The sequence below is a fragment of the Paenibacillus barengoltzii G22 genome (assembly GCF_000403375.2).
In the GTDB taxonomy this organism is placed as follows: domain Bacteria; phylum Bacillota; class Bacilli; order Paenibacillales; family Paenibacillaceae; genus Fontibacillus; species Fontibacillus barengoltzii.
The window spans coordinates 543,435-557,732 of the sequence record NZ_KE159652.1; the positions used below are offsets into that span (position 1 = coordinate 543,435).

The following is a 14,298-nucleotide window of genomic DNA, read 5'->3' on the forward strand; positions in this document are numbered from 1 at the left end:
ACAAGTGAGAATGCCGGTATGAGTAACGAAAAGATCAGTGAGAATCTGATCCGCCGAAAGCCTAAGGGTTCCTGAGGAAGGTTCGTCCGCTCAGGGTAAGTCGGGACCTAAGGCGAGGCCGAAAGGCGTAGTCGAAGGACAACAGGTAGAAATTCCTGTACCACCGTAATCCGTTATGAGCGATGGGGTGACGCAGTAGGGTAGTGACGCGAGCTGATGGATGCTCGTCCAAGCAGTGAGGCTGGTGTGTAGGCAAATCCGCACACCGTAAGGCTAGGCTGTGATGGGGAGGGAAAATTTACAGTACCGAAGGTCATGATCTCACACTGCCAAGAAAAGCCTCTAGCCAGGAGAAGGTGCCCGTACCGCAAACCGACACAGGTAGGCGAGAAGAGAATTCTAAGGCGCGCGGAAGAACTCTCGTTAAGGAACTCGGCAAAATGACCCCGTAACTTCGGGAGAAGGGGTGCCTCGGTAGGGTGAATAGCCCGAGGGGGCCGCAGTGAAAAGGCCCAAGCGACTGTTTAGCAAAAACACAGGTCTGTGCGAAGCCGCAAGGCGAAGTATACGGGCTGACGCCTGCCCGGTGCTGGAAGGTTAAGGGGAGCGGTTAGGGGGAAACCCCGAAGCTGTGAACCGAAGCCCCAGTAAACGGCGGCCGTAACTATAACGGTCCTAAGGTAGCGAAATTCCTTGTCAGGTAAATTCTGACCCGCACGAATGGCGTAACGACTTGGGCGCTGTCTCAACGAGAGATCCGGTGAAATTTTAATACCTGTGAAGATGCAGGTTACCCGCGACAAGACGGAAAGACCCCATGGAGCTTTACTGCAGCTTGATATTGGACTTTGATACGATTTGTACAGGATAGGTGGGAGCCTAGGAAGCCGGAGCGCCAGCTTCGGTGGAGGCGCCGTTGGGATACCACCCTGATCGTATCGGAGTTCTAACCTGGTACCGTGAACCGGTACGGGGACAGTGTCAGGTGGGCAGTTTGACTGGGGCGGTCGCCTCCTAAAGAGTAACGGAGGCGCCCCAAGGTTCCCTCAGAATGGTTGGAAATCATTCGAAGAGTGCAAAGGCAAAAGGGAGCTTGACTGCGAGACTGACAAGTCGAGCAGGGACGAAAGTCGGGCTTAGTGATCCGGTGGTACCGCATGGAAGGGCCATCGCTCAACGGATAAAAGCTACCCTGGGGATAACAGGCTTATCTCCCCCAAGAGTCCACATCGACGGGGAGGTTTGGCACCTCGATGTCGGCTCATCGCATCCTGGGGCTGAAGTAGGTCCCAAGGGTTGGGCTGTTCGCCCATTAAAGCGGTACGCGAGCTGGGTTCAGAACGTCGTGAGACAGTTCGGTCCCTATCTGTCGTGGGCGTAGGAAATTTGAGAGGAGCTGTCCTTAGTACGAGAGGACCGGGATGGACGCACCGCTGGTGCACCAGTTGTTCCGCCAGGAGCACAGCTGGGTAGCTAAGTGCGGACGGGATAAGCGCTGAAAGCATCTAAGCGTGAAGCCCCCCTCAAGATGAGATTTCCCAGTATGTAAGACCCCTTGAAGACGACAAGGTTGATAGGCCTGAGGTGGAAGTGCAGCAATGCATGGAGCTGACAGGTACTAATCGGTCGAGGGCTTATCCAAAAAACTCTAAAATGCAGTTGAGTTTCGTATCCAGTTTTCAGGTGATCAAGCGCCTGAGTGAGAAAGGTTTGATCTTTTCTCGCAGCGTTTTTTAGCTGCATGCCTGTTCTAAGGTATGATCTTTTGCTGAAGCGGAAAGCGTGGAAGTAAAAGCAGCGCAAAAATCATGTTTGGTGGCAATGGCGGAGGGGTTCCACTCGTTCCCATCCCGAACACGACCGTTAAGCCCTCCAGCGCCGATGGTACTTGGACCGAAGGGTCCTGGGAGAGTAGGACGCTGCCAAGCAATGTTCCCCGATAGCTCAGTCGGTAGAGCACTCGACTGTTAATCGAGTTGTCACAGGTTCGAGTCCTGTTCGGGGAGTCTATCCTGGAAGAAAGGTCATATGCTTTGCATATTTCCTTCTCTTCCAGGGAATCCAACTCTTTGGAGAGGTGTCCGAGTTGGCCGAAGGAGCACGATTGGAAATCGTGTAGGCGTCACAAGCGTCTCGAGGGTTCGAATCCCTCTCTCTCCGCCAGCAAGGACTTGAATATGGCCCGTTGGTCAAGGGGTTAAGACACCTCCCTTTCACGGAGGTAACAGGGGTTCGAATCCCCTACGGGTCACCATCTCTTTTTCTTAGTCAACCCAGATTTGGAGGCTTAGCTCAGCTGGGAGAGCATCTGCCTTACAAGCAGAGGGTCGGGGGTTCGATCCCCTCAGCCTCCACCATAACTTCTTTATTACTGACGCGGGGTGGAGCAGCCCGGTAGCTCGTCGGGCTCATAACCCGAAGGCCGCAGGTTCAAATCCTGCCCCCGCAATTATCCTCTTCCAGAGGATGGCATTATTCTCGTGTGGAGCCGTGGTGTAGAGGCCTAACATGCCTGCCTGTCACGCAGGAGATCGCGGGTTCGAATCCCGTCGGCTCCGCCATTTAACTTCTTTGTTTTGTACGAGCCATTAGCTCAGTTGGTAGAGCACCTGACTTTTAATCAGGGTGTCGAAGGTTCGAGTCCTTCATGGCTCACCAGTTTCATATTTGATTATGCGGACGTGGCTCAGCGGTAGAGCATCGCCTTGCCAAGGCGAGGGTCGCGGGTTCGATTCCCGTCGTCCGCTCCATAATCATACGCGCCCTTAGCTCAGCTGGATAGAGCGTTTGACTACGAATCAAAAGGTCAGGAGTTCGAATCTCTTAGGGCGCGTTCCCTTTGCCGGTGTGGCGGAATTGGCAGACGCGCGCGACTCAAAATCGTGAGGGAAACCGTGGGGGTTCGAGTCCCTTCACCGGCATCAAACAAGCAGATTTGTTAAATCACGGATCGTGATTTATTAAATCTGCTTTTTTTTGTTACAACGTGAGATGATCTTAAGTTTAATAATTACAATACCAAATGACACCGAAGAGCTCAGGAGGAAACGATACAAAAGTTACATGGTTAAGCCGTTTACTTTTGAATATACAAATGGAATACAAATGAAAAGAAATTTGGTTTCTTCAGTAATCGGCGGAGATAGCCAGGAACCAGAAGTTGTAGCAGGAAATTATAAATGAGACTATCTTTAGTTTTAAGAAGGAGGGCATGAAAAAGAAGGAATCCAGCGAGTAATAAGAAGGAGTTAGGATTTAAAAGGATATATTTCCTATTGATGTAATAATGCTTGACAAAAAATATTGAAATCAAGTTAAATACACTATATAATATGTATAAAATTACAATATTTACCTTATTGTTAATGGTAATCCCTCCATCATGAGTACCACATTTACTTCTTTTACAATAGTGCAGCCAACCCAGTTACCCCCTCTCTTCTTCGACATTTAATTTGAAGTTTCTGTCTTGCGCCGATGTTGTAAGATGTTAGCTTTAATGTGCCGGCCGGATCAATAATAGGGATGTTTAATGGTGATAACGGGGCAGGCAAATCAACGACATTCAAAGTAATCAAAGTCAAGGAAAGATTGGAGTCGTTTTTGATCCAATGAATCTGCCAGCTCACCTTACAATAAGGCACAGATAAATAACGTTTTTAATTACCTATGAGGAGGATCGCTTGCTCCCCGTAAGCAACGTCATACAGGCGTACGCATTTTTCAAAGGATACGAGATGAACATCCATTTCCAGGCGGACAACGCAGAATTTCCGCTTCAAACAAGCATTGTTTAGAATGAGCGTAGGAAAGGTGCAAGTCGAAGTGTTTATATATTGAATGGTTTGATTAATGAAGCAGATATTGATGTTCAATAATGACTGATTGTATCAAGAATACCAGAAGGGTTGTATCTGATATCTGGTATCTTGCTGCAATAAATAAGAGTCGATTTCCATACTGCTTTTGGAGGAGCGATGGAAATCAACTCTGTACGCTCTTTGCTATGTTCAAAGCAAACAGCCTAGATTATAAGATAAAAAATGTTTTGTACATAGTTGATAGAGTAGGCTTTTAGAGAGGAGGAGGGATTTAGTCTAAATAGATAGATTGAGAATTTCTTGTAGGGTTAGATGTGCTGTTTTTAATTGGAATGAAAAACTTTTAAAGAGGTGAAAAACAGTGATCTCAAAAAAGATGAAAGCATTAACTGTATTTAGTCTTTTGGCATCTTTATTATTACTTAGTCTTAATTCAGGTGTTTATGCAGCGGAAACGAATCTTTCAAAAAGAACATTAGATGAAATTTCTGCTGTTTATGACTCCCTACCAAAGAATTTGAAACAAAAAAAGGCCAATCTTATTGATGAGAACATTATGATTTATGATGAAAGCGGCCGAATTAAAAATGAAATCCATTCTGACGGACGAATTTACGATATTCAATGGGACAATGATAGAATTATTCAAGTTACTGACACAGCAGGGTATAAAACAGTTTACGACTATTCTAAGAATGGACAAGTTGTCGAGAATATTTTTTATAACAATCAACTGCAGACATCTTACTTTCGGGAGAAAGAGCTGTATCAAATAAATCTTGGAAAATTCAGCAATGCAGAAGCAACTTTGAAAGATGAAATAGCTAAACAATATTCCCAAGGGCTAGTTGACAGTTCCACTGTTAATAGGCTTGAGAATAGTTCTGTTACTCCTTTTGCAGTTGTCGATTATTATGTTGCCGGCAAAAGGATGAATTCACTATTATCCTCAAGTGATTTTCTTTATAACAATGACGACGCAATGACTGAAAGTGAAATTCAGAGTTTTCTTACAAGTAAAAATTCTGTTTTGAGGAATAGCATTAAGATTTATGCTATCAATTCTAGTGGTAATGCTTATGATACTGGTAGAACAGTAAAACCTTCAAAGGTTATTAGTGATGCAGCAAAGAATGCGGGTATTAATCCTCGAGTGATACTGGTTACCCTACAGAAAGAAAGCAGTCTAGTTACCAGTACAGATACTAACGTTAATAGAAGAGCATTTCATTACGCTATGGGCTATGGAGCGACGGATAGTGGAGATATTACCACGTACACCGGTTTTGATAAGCAGGTCGAACTTGCCAGTGCGTGGATGTATGATAAGTGGCTGCATGATTCCAAGCTAGATGTGTTTTTGACTGTTAATGGCGGTGTATCAAAAACATCTGGTGGTGTGACTTATGCTGGGAAAATACAGGTGGACACTTTTCCAGCATGGGTATTGTATACGTATACTCCACATGTAATTGACTATTCTTTATTACCGACAATAGGTGGCGGAAACTATTTATTCCTGAAAGTCTTCGAAGGCTGGTGGAATAGTTGGTATGATTGAATATGAATAAAGAAAAAACACATGCGAGAGGATTTTTTATAATAAATGAAAAAAATTTTAATTGTTATTGTAAGTTGTCTGATTTTAATAGGCGTACTTTATTATATCAACTCTGATCAAAAGCGAGGACAAGAAGATCTTCAAGCATTATTCAACAGGTGGGATAGAGGAGAAGTAGAGGATTCAGAGAAAACAAAGATCATGAACACACTAGCCGATAGATTAAGGGAAAATCCACAGTTTTCTATTAAAGAGATAGAAGAAATATCAAAATTTTTTTCATTTTTTGAAGCTGATTCCTTAAAAGTAATTCAGTACATTGAAAATCCGGAGTTTTACGGCTCCAGTGGTAGGGAAAGTTTTCACATTGTGGTCTATAACGATCTGGTCGAGATCATCGACAGTCGAGGGAGTATGCGGATTGAAGATATAAAAAGGCGGGACGAACACCTTTATTATGTTTATGCCACTGATTATAGAATTACGAATATAACAGGTATCCACGTATTTAAGATTGAGATCGAGGATGGACAAACCCTAGACTGGAGTTCTTTGATTAATAAAGAAAGGTTGACTGACAATTTTCAATATGATGAAGCAAGTGAAGTATTATATTGAGTGTTTTGCATAATTCCGTTTCAGAGAAGAAGCGATAGCATATTCACTGTCGTTAAGGGGTAATTTTCGAAAATGGTATTATATGGATGAAGAAAAGGGCAGACTTGCAGAATTTTAGAACAGCTCGTTTTTTAAGCGGCAGCCCGTTTTGAATGATGAGAAACGGCGAGCGCAGATGCAAGCAGAACAATGGCATTCAAATACTGGTGAGTTGTGACTTTCTGAATGCCCCGGACATGTGCGGCGTCTGCCGTCAAATAGGTTTTCAATCGGGAGTTGCAGCGTTCTACGCTGGTTCGTTCATTGTAAAGTTCCTTCCAACGCTTTGTATCCCGATGAGGGATGCTGTATCGCCGGAGATCATCCTTCGCATTTACTTTGACGACCATTCCATAGTTTGAAGACGAGCAGGCAGCCATGCCAAGCGGACAGTCGACTTTACCCGTGGCATGCGGGCAGCGAAATTTATGCATATCGCCGTCAACTCCCCAGTATGTCATCGCATAACCCATGGAACAGCACGGTGTTCCGTTCGAGGTCATGCCAGCAGGCGGTTCCTTCTCCCCCCGAAGATTAAGGGGAATGATGGCTTGTGCCTTGACGTTGCGGGCGGCCTCATAAACTTTCATTTGGTCGTAGCCCGCATCGAGTATGAAAAATCGTGTGCTCGTCCTGGACGCTGTTTTCTCGATCAGGCCCGGCGCCATTTCTCCATCATTGACATGCGCCGGCGTTACTTCCAAGGCGATCGGCAATTCACTTTTCGTATCGACCGCCAGATGAATTTTGTAACCAAACCATGTGATTTTATTGCCGAAGGAATCAATTTTTGCGCCCCAGTTCGCATTACCCGTTTGCTCGCTTTTGCGTTTGGGCTGCTTTTTCTCGTAAGCGCGGAGAGCGGCGCTGTCTATGGCGACGTTACTGCCTTCTATGATACCTTCCTGCTGACAGCGTGTGACCAAATCCTCAAAAAGCCGTTTTGCCAAGTCCTTTCTCGTCAGTTCTGAGAAAACTCGGCTTAATGTGGATATGGAAGGAGCTTCTCGATCCAGCGGAAGACCACACTGATAACGAAACCGGAGATCCGTATCCAAACGCTTATGCAACCCTGAAAAGGTACTTATTCCTTCAAGCGGCGCAGCCAAGAGTGCTCGTAGAATACCTTGTCTGCAGTATCCCTCAGCGCCTCGGGGTGAACGGCTTCTCAGTTCCTTGGCATACGGTCTCAGATCGAGAGAACTGAAGAAGATCGGCAATCTCTCCTTGGGTTGAATTTTTAAAAGTTCTTCGAAGGAAAACAGACATTCTTGGAGAATATACAAAGTGACTTCCTCCATCCTTGAGGTTTTTGGGTTTGGTCACTTGAAAACTTCTCCAAGTTGGGGTGAAGTCCCTTTTTTATGTCCGAAAATCCTTACGGCTCAAGGCCTCAGATTACTGCAAAACGCTCATATTATCACGATGGACACATCTATTATAAAGAAATAAGGGACAATGGGAATGAAGTTTTGATTACAGCAGCTGATACCGACTACTTATTACAATTGGGTGATGATGGTCTTTATTATATACCACCCGAATAACGCTTATAAGGTATCGGTTCCATCCGACTCGCAAGAAGTGACTGTACGTCTGAAGGGGAATAGATAATAACGAATAAAATCGAATATTAATGCTTGACTTGTATGTCGAAGTCGCTATAATAGAAAGAGTGGCCCGATTTTTTAGAAATCGGTAAATCACTTGATAACGGGACGTAGCTCAGCTTGGTAGAGCACCTGGTTTGGGACCAGGGGGTCGCATGTTCGAATCGTGTCGTCCCGATCTATGGAGCAGTCATCTTAACGGATGGCTGCTTTTTTGATGCTTACGAAAGGCAGCCGTTGTTTTTGAGAACTGAATAAAGGCTTCCACTATCGGTCAAAATAGAGACAAAAGTCCGATAGAAGGGGATAACCGTGAATATCTTCCAAATCAAAAAACATCTGAAAAAGCGATGGAGAAGATGGAGACGCGCCATATGGACCGCCAGCGCCTTGGCTCTGATTGCGGTTATGGCCTGGATGGGGCTTCCATTATCCGATCAAATGGAGAAGTTGATGGCTCGTGAACCGATGGCGATCGAAACCCTTGGCATGTGGCAAGAAGCTGCTCCGGATGCCGATAACGAATGGTTATCGGAGCTGGAAGAGGGGAAATCGAGAATCGTCCATCTGACGAAAATATATACCTGTGGAGAAGAAAGCAGTGTTCTCGGCATTATGACCCCAAATGAAATCGCTGAGTTGATGAAGGATCACCCGACATGGAAAGGCAGACTTGGCGCCGGGGGCGACGTATGGATCGAAGAGAGGATCGACGGTCTTTCCGAAGACTGCAAAACGCAAGGATACATCGGCTTGGACAAGGATGGCAACTTGACGTTATTTGACGGTCCACCGAAGAAGGAGAAGGCGGTTCGTACTTTTTTTCAGATTGACGTGGAAATGATGGAGAGCGCCTTGCCGGCAGAAGTCATCCAGCAGCTGCGGCAAGGAATTCGTATTCAGGATGTGGAGGAATACAATAGTGTATTGTCCACCTTCAGCGATTTTGCAATTGAGCCGTCGGAGAGAGTGATGCAGCAGGAGGAACAGCCATAAAGCAGCTCGTTGCACGCTTTCGTTCACCGAAAGATGGATTGGATCAACCAGAAGAGGGAGTTCTCATAAGTTATCGTAGATAACGGAGGGACATCCCTCTTTTTATTTTGCCTGCATGAATTACACTTTTTTCACCTGCAAATAAGTTTTTCCTCAATCTTGACCGATCTTTTGCTATAATAAAGTGAATACATATGTTCGCTTTATGTAGGACAGGGCTCCATCCGAGGATCATGGGGGAGTTATAGCAACGATAGGGAGAGATGAGCCTTGCGGATACTTGGAATTGACCCTGGCATTGCGATTGTCGGGTTCGGATTTATTGATAAACAAGGCAATAAGGTTACGCCGGTGCAGTATGGCTGCATTCAAACTGAAGCCCATACGCCGGAGGAAGAACGGCTTATGCATGTTTATGAGGCGATGGTTCAGTTGATTGACAAATATAAGCCGGATGCGGTGGCGTTCGAGAAGCTGTTTTTCAATCGGAACGTGACGACGGCGATGTCGGTCAGTCAAGCGAGGGGCGTGTTGGTGCTTGCTGCGGCGCAGAAGGGGCTTCCGATTGCGGAATACACCCCGATGCAGGTGAAGCAGGCAGTCGTCGGTTACGGGAAAGCGGAGAAACGCCAGGTGCAGGAGATGACGCGCATGTTCCTGAAGCTCCAGGCGATTCCGAAGCCCGACGACGTGGCGGATGCATTATCCGTGGCAATCTGCCATGCACATTCGTATACTTTAAAATCTAAAATAAACGAGGTATTGCGTTCATGATTGATTTTTTACGGGGCCAGATTGCCCATTTGGAAACAGAGTACGTCGTCTTGGATGTACAAGGGGTAGGGTACCGGGTATTTTGTCCGAATCCTTATGCTTTTGCAGCCAAAGGACAAGAGACGGTGACGATCTACACCCATCACCATGTGCGTGAAGATGCGATTCTGTTGTTTGGATTCCCCACTCGTGAGGAGCAGAAGCTGTTCCGCAAGCTGATTGAGGTATCCGGGATCGGCCCGCGTGTCGCGCTGGGGATTTTGAGCGGTGGAAATCCGGATCATGTTGTGGCGGCAATTCACCAGGAGAACATCTCCTTCTTGACCAAGCTGCCGGGGATTGGGAAGAAGACGGCGCAGCGGATGATTTTGGATCTGAAGGACAAGTTGGAGGGCGTTGGCGGCACGTTGTTTGATCCAGTGCCTGCGGATGCCGGCGAGATCTTGGGAGATGGCGGTAATCCGGGATGGCCGGAGGCCCGCGAAGGCCTAAAAGCGCTGGGGTATACCGAAGCAGAGTTGGACAAGGTATGGCATCGCCTGAAGGACGATGTCGGGCCGGACGAGGCGGTGGATTCCGTCATGAAGAAGGCGCTCAAGCTGCTGTACGCCGGCTGAGGATGAGGACAGGAAGGGGAGCGTAGCGCATGATGGAGGACCGGATCATCTCCGCGAATTTAATGATGGAAGATCAGGCGGTGGAGTTAAGCCTGCGGCCGCGTTATTTGGCGGAGTATATCGGACAGAACCAGATCAAGGAAAACTTAAAAATATACATTGAAGCAGCGAAAATGCGCAAGGAAGCGCTGGATCACGTGCTGCTCTATGGACCGCCGGGGCTCGGCAAAACAACGCTGGCGAATATCATTGCCAACGAGCTAGGTGTGAACCTGCGTACGACCTCTGGGCCTGCGATTGAACGGCCGGGGGATTTGGCTGCGCTGCTGACCAATCTGCAGGAAGGCGACGTCTTGTTTATCGACGAGATTCACCGGCTGCATCGGACGGTGGAGGAAGTGCTGTATCCAGCGATGGAGGATTTTGCGCTGGATATTATGATCGGCAAGGGGCCAAGTGCGCGGTCGGTTCGACTGGACTTGCCGCCCTTTACGCTTGTAGGCGCAACGACGCGGGCAGGGCTCTTGTCGGCGCCGTTGCGCGACCGCTTTGGCGTCGTCAGCCGGCTCGAGTTCTATAACATCGATGAGCTTAGCTATATCGTATCGCGAGGCGCGGATATTTTCGGCATCGAAATGATTGGGGATGCGGCGACGGAAATCGCCCTTCGTTCGCGGGGAACGCCGCGGATTGCAAATCGCTTGTTGAAGCGCGTGCGCGACTATGCGCAGGTGCGGGGCGATGGCATGATTACCACAGAAATTGCCAAAGAAGCGCTGAAAATGCTGCAGGTTGATCCTATGGGGCTGGATTTGATCGACCATAAAATGCTGCGGGCAATGATTACGAGCTTCCGCGGCGGGCCTGTCGGCCTGGACACGATCGCTGCGACCATCGGCGAGGAGAGTCAGACGATCGAGGATGTATATGAGCCTTACCTGCTGCAGATTGGATTTCTGCAGCGGACGCCGCGCGGACGGGTGGTTACGCCGGCAGCGTATCAGCATTTAGGTCTGCCGATGCCGGAGACACCTTAAGACCTCAGTGAATTTGGCTCGAAGGCACCATGAAGGGAGAGAAGCAAGGTTGAAACGTACAACACGAACGAAGCGGTCATTTTCGTTAGCCCGATGGGGAAAAGGCATGATTGCGGGCTTGCTGTTAGCTGGGGCTTATCAGTTGCCGGCAGCAGCTGATGATTCAGATACATCCCTTGTCCGCGTAGCTATGTACCTGGACTTGGGCAGCACCTATAAATCGACTACTCCGGCCGTTACTTTAAAAACGGCAGCTGCGGCAGAGGTCATCCTGGCAGGCAGTACAGGGCCGGAGTCTTGGCTCCAGTTGGGAGCGGGGGCTACAACGAGATTTAGCGTCAGCGGTTATAAGGTCAAAGCGTTGGAATCTGCGGATTGGGCAACGGTTGCTGCTGCGGTTAAGAAGCTGCAGGCTACATCTGATCGGCCGGTGGCTTATGCGGTAAATCAAGCGGGAAGCACAATCTACCGCGTGTATACAGGCCCTTACGTCAGTGCGGCAGAAGCGCAAAAAGCAGCAGATCGGGTCAGCCAAACGTTGTCTGCATCCTTAAAAGGCGCTAAAGCCGAAGCACGCGGCCCGCTGTACGTCTCCGCTGGTTCGTTTGCCAGCCAGGCGGAAGCCGAGAGCCTTCGCCAAACGATTTCCGTTCAGCATGCGGAGGCCGTTGTGGCGATGACCAGCCCGGGACAGTATGCGGTATGGGTTGGCGGCGTGGCAAGTGCCTCTGAGCAGTCCGCACTCCAAACCGAGATGTCCGGACTGTATCCGGGGCTTTCTTTAGCGCCGGTGAATGAGCATGTCCCTGCATTACTCCTGCACCGGGACGTAACGTTGAATTTGGAGGCGCCTGCCAGCGTGGATCATTATGAGTTAAGCGGAGAAGGCGCCATATTGACAGTTCGGGATAACGGCAATTCGCCGATCCAGGTGGTGGAGCGTTCGGGACGCAGCTACCGCGGGGATTTTGAGATTAGTAAAGTGAACGGTCAACTGGCGCTTGTCAACGAGGTGCCGTTAGAGCAATATCTGTATTCCGTTGTCGCCGGGGAAGTACCATCGTCTTGGCCGCAGGAAGCGTTGAAGGCTCAAGCGGTTGCGGCGCGCAGCTATGCGCTGTATAATGCAGGGCTTAATAAGTTTAAAGTAGCTGGACTGGTGGATACGACACTAAGCCAGGTCTACAACGGGACAGAGAAAGAGGTCGCCAGCATCGTTCAAGCAGTAAATGCTACGGCGGGAGAAGTGCTGGTATCGTCAAACGGACAAATTGTCGAAGGCATCTTTGCATCCAACAGCGGCGGGGTGACCGCGGATTCGGTTGAGGTTTGGGGGAATGTGAACCCGATCTACGCCAGCGTACCCAGCGATGGAGATGAATCGGCACAAGCTTCATTAAAATCGTGGTACCATGTGCTCCTGTCGAGCGGGGTCACAGGATATGTCCGTGAAGATAATACCGTCGTCAACGGGTCGAATCCTGCAGGGTTGCAGAAGCTGACGGTGACGACCAGCAATGTACTGGTCCGGAAGCTGCCGCTCATTCAATCGGATGTAGAGCCCTTGGCGAAGCTGAATCCAGGCGACCAGGCTATCGTGTTGGACAAGGTGCCTGAATCCAGCTCCTATGCATGGATTCGCGGACCATATACCTCCGATGAACTGGTGAAGTCTCTAAAGGGGAAAACGACCTCCGACGTCCCTTCCTCGATATCCAATCTGGAGGTCAGCCAGCGGGGCCCATCCGGACGCGTGACCCAAGTTACAGCCAACGGACAGCCATTGAACGTCAAATATGCGGACACGTATCGCTCTGCTCTGAATGGCTTGCCCAGCACCTTGTTTGATATCGTGCAAACGGGACGTTATACTGTACAAGGTGCGGGAGGAACGACAGGTACCGGCACCGCGACGTCCACAACGACGATTCAGTCGGCATCGGGCAAGACGCCAGCCAGCGGCAAGCTGGTGGTGATGAGCGGCGATCGAACCGCCCGTGTGGTGGACACGTCGAATCAATTCGTCTTCGTGGGACGCGGCACTGGCCATGGCTTGGGACTTTCCCAATGGGGAGCCAAAGGATTGGCCGACGCTGGGTATGATTACCGGCAAATCTTGCAACACTACTATCAAAATGTGTCTATCGTTAAGGAATGAGAATATACCGATGAATGTAGATCTATACGACTTCGAGCTTCCAGAGGAGCTCATCGCTCAGACCCCACTAGCTGATCGCACCGCTTCGCGCTTGCTGACGCTAAATAAACAGACCGGTGAAATCCGGCATCACAAGTTTTCCGAAATATTGGATTACTTGCAGCCAGGCGATACGCTGGTGCTGAATGATACGCGGGTGATCCCTGCCCGGTTGTTTGGAACAAAAGAAGGGACTGGTGCCAAAGCCGAAGTGCTGCTGCTCAAAAACTTGGGCGAAGATCGCTGGGAAGCCTTGGTCAAACCCGGCAAGAAATTAAAGACCGGGGCGGTGATCGTGTTCGGGGACGAACTGAGAGCCACCGTTGAGTCCGAGGGAGACATGGGGGAACGCGTGCTTCGGTTCGCCTATGAAGGGATTTTTAACGAAATTTTGGATCGCTTGGGGCAAATGCCGTTACCTCCTTACATTAAGGAGAAGCTGGATGATCGCGAACGTTATCAGACAGTGTATTCCAAGCATGAGGGTTCGGCCGCCGCACCAACGGCGGGCTTGCATTTCACCGAAGAACTGCTGGAGCAGGTGCGGGCAAAAGGGGTGACGATCGCCTTCGTCACTTTGCACGTCGGGCTGGGCACGTTCCGGCCGATGTCGGTGGACCGGGTTGAGGATCATGTCATGCACGAAGAATATTATGTGCTGCCGCAGGAAACGGCTGACATCTTAAATGAAACGAAAGCGAGAGGCGGCAGGGTCATTGCCGTCGGGACCACCTCGGCCCGAACGCTGGAGACGGTAGCGAAGCAATGTGAGGGCGGACCGATCGTCAAGAGCAGCGGCTGGACAGGGATCTTTATTTATCCCGGATACCAGTTTGGACTGGTTGATGCGTTGCTTACGAACTTCCATCTTCCGAAATCGACGCTGGTGATGCTGGTCAGTGCGCTGGCAGGACGCGAGCGGATCCTTAAGGCTTATCAGGAAGCGATCGACTTGAAGTACCGTTTCTTCAGCTTTGGCGACGCCATGTTTATTTACTAAACGTATTTTTATTTGAGTAGAGGACGGT

General features: G+C 49.0%; 9 protein-coding genes, 11 tRNA genes, 1 rRNA gene, 1 pseudogene and 2 other annotated features. Of the genes and pseudogenes, 21 read left to right on the top strand and 1 reads right to left on the bottom strand.

Features of this window, described 5'->3' with window-relative positions; genetic code table 11:
- Positions 1–18: 18 nt before the first annotated feature.
- Positions 19–768: a sequence feature (23S ribosomal RNA rRNA prediction is too short), on the top strand.
- A 1-nt stretch (position 769) separates the two neighbouring features.
- Positions 770–1,630 (top strand) — a sequence feature (23S ribosomal RNA rRNA prediction is too short).
- Positions 1,631–1,811: 181 nt separating this feature from the next.
- The 14 genes and pseudogenes from rrf to C812_RS02700 all read left to right on the top strand — a co-directional run bounded on the left by rrf (position 1,812) and on the right by C812_RS02700 (position 6,000).
- Positions 1,812–1,928, top strand: a 5S ribosomal RNA gene (gene rrf / locus C812_RS02640).
- A 5-nt stretch (positions 1,929–1,933) separates the two neighbouring features.
- A tRNA-Asn gene (locus C812_RS02645) sits at positions 1,934–2,006 on the top strand.
- Between the two features lie 65 nt (positions 2,007–2,071).
- Positions 2,072–2,163 (top strand) — tRNA-Ser (locus tag C812_RS02650).
- Between the two features lie 16 nt (positions 2,164–2,179).
- Positions 2,180–2,254: transfer RNA gene (locus tag C812_RS02655), tRNA-Glu, on the top strand.
- A gap of 27 nt (positions 2,255–2,281) precedes the next feature.
- Positions 2,282–2,357 (top strand) — tRNA-Val (locus C812_RS02660).
- A gap of 18 nt (positions 2,358–2,375) precedes the next feature.
- Positions 2,376–2,449, top strand: a tRNA-Met gene (locus C812_RS02665).
- Between the two features lie 35 nt (positions 2,450–2,484).
- Positions 2,485–2,561, top strand: a tRNA-Asp gene (locus C812_RS02670).
- A gap of 21 nt (positions 2,562–2,582) precedes the next feature.
- Positions 2,583–2,658 (top strand) — tRNA-Lys (locus tag C812_RS02675).
- 17 nt (positions 2,659–2,675) lie between these two features.
- Positions 2,676–2,750 (top strand) — tRNA-Gly (locus C812_RS02680).
- Between the two features lie 9 nt (positions 2,751–2,759).
- Positions 2,760–2,833, top strand: a tRNA-Arg gene (locus C812_RS02685).
- An 8-nt stretch (positions 2,834–2,841) separates the two neighbouring features.
- Positions 2,842–2,921, top strand: a tRNA-Leu gene (locus C812_RS02690).
- Positions 2,922–3,486: 565 nt separating this feature from the next.
- Positions 3,487–3,661, top strand: a pseudogene (locus C812_RS22180) (ATP-binding cassette domain-containing protein); the annotation flags it as partial.
- A 536-nt stretch (positions 3,662–4,197) separates the two neighbouring features.
- Positions 4,198–5,382, top strand: coding sequence for a hypothetical protein (locus tag C812_RS02695; RefSeq protein WP_167669292.1), 1,185 nt, complete (start codon positions 4,198–4,200; stop codon positions 5,380–5,382).
- 45 nt (positions 5,383–5,427) lie between these two features.
- On the top strand, positions 5,428–6,000 hold the full coding sequence (locus C812_RS02700) for a hypothetical protein (RefSeq protein WP_016311142.1): 573 nt from the start codon (positions 5,428–5,430) through the stop codon (positions 5,998–6,000).
- A gap of 131 nt (positions 6,001–6,131) precedes the next feature.
- Here C812_RS02700 and C812_RS02705 read toward each other — a convergent pair whose 3' ends face one another.
- A complete protein-coding gene (locus C812_RS02705) occupies positions 6,132–7,325 on the bottom strand; it encodes a transposase (protein WP_016311143.1) in 1,194 nt (397 codons plus the stop codon).
- Between the two features lie 428 nt (positions 7,326–7,753).
- Here C812_RS02705 and C812_RS02710 point away from each other — a divergent pair.
- The 7 genes from C812_RS02710 (at position 7,754) to queA (ending at position 14,270) form a co-directional block, all read left to right on the top strand.
- A tRNA-Pro gene (locus C812_RS02710) sits at positions 7,754–7,827 on the top strand.
- A 134-nt stretch (positions 7,828–7,961) separates the two neighbouring features.
- Complete coding sequence (locus C812_RS02715) at positions 7,962–8,645, top strand: BofC C-terminal domain-containing protein (protein ID WP_016311144.1); 684 nt, start codon at positions 7,962–7,964, stop codon at positions 8,643–8,645.
- A 270-nt stretch (positions 8,646–8,915) separates the two neighbouring features.
- Positions 8,916–9,419: a crossover junction endodeoxyribonuclease RuvC gene (gene ruvC / locus C812_RS02720; RefSeq protein WP_016311145.1), complete on the top strand. Its 504-nt coding sequence runs from the start codon at positions 8,916–8,918 to the stop codon at positions 9,417–9,419.
- Entirely contained in the window at positions 9,416–10,036 is a 621-nt protein-coding gene (gene ruvA, locus C812_RS02725) for a Holliday junction branch migration protein RuvA (RefSeq protein WP_016311146.1), read from the top strand. Before ruvC ends, ruvA begins: the two co-directional genes overlap by 4 nt.
- 32 nt (positions 10,037–10,068) lie before the next feature.
- Positions 10,069–11,073, top strand: a complete 1,005-nt coding sequence (gene ruvB, locus C812_RS02730) for a Holliday junction branch migration DNA helicase RuvB (RefSeq protein WP_028539729.1) — start codon at positions 10,069–10,071, stop codon at positions 11,071–11,073.
- A gap of 106 nt (positions 11,074–11,179) precedes the next feature.
- Entirely contained in the window at positions 11,180–13,231 is a 2,052-nt protein-coding gene (locus C812_RS02735) for a SpoIID/LytB domain-containing protein (RefSeq protein ID WP_051134894.1), read from the top strand.
- Positions 13,232–13,241: 10 nt separating this feature from the next.
- Entirely contained in the window at positions 13,242–14,270 is a 1,029-nt protein-coding gene (gene queA, locus C812_RS02740; RefSeq protein WP_016311149.1) for a tRNA preQ1(34) S-adenosylmethionine ribosyltransferase-isomerase QueA, read from the top strand.
- The last annotated feature ends 28 nt before the right edge of the window (positions 14,271–14,298 follow it).